Annotated in this window: 1 protein-coding gene and 1 pseudogene; both read left to right on the forward strand. The window is 65.8% G+C overall.

What is annotated here, in order from left to right:
- Positions 1-2 precede the first annotated feature (2 nt).
- Entirely contained in the window at positions 3-1,367 is a 1,365-nt protein-coding gene (locus tag VIG90_RS14020) for an NAD(P)(+) transhydrogenase (Re/Si-specific) subunit beta (protein ID WP_331594143.1), read from the forward strand.
- 347 nt (positions 1,368-1,714) lie between these two features.
- Positions 1,715-3,119, forward strand: a pseudogene (locus VIG90_RS14025) (hypothetical protein); the annotation flags it as partial.

Genomic DNA, 3,119 nt, shown 5'->3' on the forward strand with positions numbered 1-3,119 from the left:
ATCTGGCCTCGGGCGTCCTCTTCATCCTGGCGCTGCGCGGGCTCTCCAGCCCGACCACCAGCCGCCAGGGCAACATGTACGGCATGATCGGCATGCTGATCGCCGTGGCGACGACCCTCGTCACCCACGAGACGGCCAGCCTGCCGGAAATCGGCGGTGCGCTGCTCATCGGCGGCGGCATCGGCTACATCATCGCCCAGCGCATCGCCATGACGGCCATGCCGCAGCTCGTCGCCGCCTTCCACTCGCTGGTGGGCATGGCCGCGGTGCTGGTGGCGGCTGCCGCCTACTCGAACCCGGAAGCCTTCGCCATCGGCACGGCGGACAACATCAACATCGTTGCCCGCATCGAGATGAGCCTTGGCATCGCCATCGGCGCGATCACCTTCTCGGGCTCGGTCATCGCGTTCGCCAAGCTGAACGGCAACATGTCGGGCACGCCGATCATGCTGCCGGGCCGCCATGTTATCAACCTCGGCCTGCTGGCCGCGATCATCGGCCTCGTCGCCTACTTCTGCGTCGACCAGTCGCCGACCATCTTCTGGACCATCACGGCCCTGTCGTTCGTGATCGGCTTCCTGCTGATCATCCCGATCGGCGGCGCGGACATGCCGGTGGTCGTCTCCATGCTGAACAGCTACTCGGGCTGGGCGGCAGCGGCCATGGGCTTCACCCTGCAGAACTCGGCCATGATCATCACCGGCGCGCTGGTGGGCTCCTCGGGCGCGATCCTGTCGTACATCATGTGCAAGGGCATGAACCGCTCGTTCATCTCGGTGATCGCCGGTGGTTTCGGCGCCGATGCGGCAGCCGCCGCAACCGGCCCGAAGGTCGACCGTCCGCTCAAGCAGGGTTCGGCCGAAGACGCTGCCTTCATCATGAAGAACGCCGAATCCGTCATCATCGTGCCGGGCTACGGCATGGCGGTGGCACAGGCCCAGCACGCCCTGCGCGAACTGGCCGACATGCTGAAGAAGGAAGGCGTTTCGGTGAAGTACGCCATCCACCCGGTGGCGGGCCGTATGCCGGGTCACATGAACGTGCTGCTGGCCGAAGCCAACGTGCCGTATGACGAAGTGTTCGAGCTGGAGGACATCAACTCCGAGTTCGGTCAGGCGGACGTTGCCTACGTGATCGGCGCCAACGACGTGACCAATCCGGCGGCGAAGACCGACAAGTCCAGCCCGATCTACGGCATGCCCATCCTGGACGTGGAGAAGGCCAAGACCGTGCTGTTCATCAAGCGCGGCATGGGTTCGGGCTACGCGGGCGTCGAGAACGAGCTGTTCTTCCGCGACAACACCATGATGCTGTTCGGCGACGCCAAGAAGATGACCGAAGAGATCGTCAAGTCGCTCGGTCACTGAGCCGGGCCATGATTTCCCGGGACAGGGTTCCTGCCCGGGAAACAGTGACTTGCAGACTATGAGAGAGCGCGGGCTTCCGGCCCGCGCTTTTTTCTATGAGCAGGGCTCTGCCGGGGCTTTATGGGAAAAGCGGAGCCTTTCCCCGAAAATATATTGTGAAAATAGCTCCGGCTCGTCAGGTTTGAGCGAAATCGGTGTTGAACGGTCGGAATTTCACGGGCACAGGGGCGACAAGACCGCGGGCGGGCGGTACACACCCCGGAGACGGCTTTGCTTTCGGCAGTTCGGCGCGGTAACAAAGTCATTGTAGTTTCTGGTCAGTCAGAAGGCGTTACCCAAGGCAAGGCATGGAAGCGAACGAGCATTTAGCGGACGAGCGCTCCCCAAGGCAGCGAACCTCCAAGACCTTGTTCCGATGGAAGACCGCAGGCGTCGTGCTGGTGGTCTCGGTCGGGGCCGTCTGGCTGCTGCGCGTTCCGCTGATGAACCTGGCGATTCGCGGCTATCTGGATGCCAAGGGAATCGACGCGGAGGTGGTGGGCGACGAGCTCGGCTTCTCGCGCGTGGAGCTGAAGGACCTGCGGGTCGGCAAGCGCAGCGCGCCGGACCTGACCGCCGAGCGGGCCGAGTTGCTGCTGGAGTGGAACGGCTTCAGGCCCACGGTGCGGGAGATCAGCCTCGACGAGCCGATGCTGAATGCGCGGCTCGACCGGAACGGCCTGTCGTTCGGATCGCTCGACCAGTTCATTCCCGCCAAGTCCACCGAGCCGTTCACCCTGCCGAGCACGGTCGTGAACATCGAGCAGGGCCGGGTGTACGTGGCCACGCCCTACGGCGTGGTGGCCGGGCACATCGAGACCAAGGGCCGGCTTGACCGCGACTTCGACCTGAAGATGCGCGCCCATTCCATTGCGGTGCCGGGACAGCCGGACGAGCTGGAAGAGCTGATTCTCGTCGGCACCGCCAGCAACGGTCCGCAGGGGCTGAAGGCGCGGCTGGAAGGCGGAGCGGCCAGCATCAACATTGCCGGACTGTTCCCCGGCCTGCGCTCGGGCGCGTTCCGCTTCGAGGGCGAAATCAACGGACAGACGGATTTCTCGCGCCTCACGGGCTTCATGAAGGGCACTGCCGAGCGAGTGCTGAAGACCGACGACACGGGCGCGAGCGAGGTGGTGTTCACGCTGAACCTCGATGACCTGCACCTGTCGCAGCACATGCAGCCAACGGACTGGGACGGCACGGCCAAGATCACCGCCGCCGCCGCCCGCGCGGGCGACATGACGATTCAGAAGCCGGACATCGACGTGACGTTCACCGGAACCAACGGCACCGGCACGGGCAGCTGGTCCGCCAGCGCCGGCGCTCTCGAGGGGCCGGGCTTCCGCATCAGCGGCACCCAGGCGGGCGGCCAGCTGGAGGCCAAGCTGAAGAACGGCCCGGCGCTGATCGGCGCGAACGGCGCGATCGCGCTGAAGGACGGCTCCATCCAGCCGGCGCAGCGGGCCAAGCTGCGGGCGCTGTTCGCCACGCTCGACAGCACGCCGCTGGTCGATCTGGCGGGCCAGTCCTCCCGCGCGCTCGACACGGCGCTGCAGGGCTTCAGCGCGGCGACCCGCTTCAACGCGACGTGGCGGCAGGGTTTCGGCGAGATCATCGTGCCGGGCGGCGTGGAAGTGGTCGGCCGGGGCGGGGTGCGATTGGCGCTCATCGAGACCGACGAGCGCTTGCTGCACGTGGAGCTGCCCTCCGGCA

It is taken from the genome of Pedomonas sp. (assembly GCF_036515995.1).
Taxonomy (GTDB): Bacteria; Pseudomonadota; Alphaproteobacteria; order Sphingomonadales; family Sphingomonadaceae; genus Pedomonas.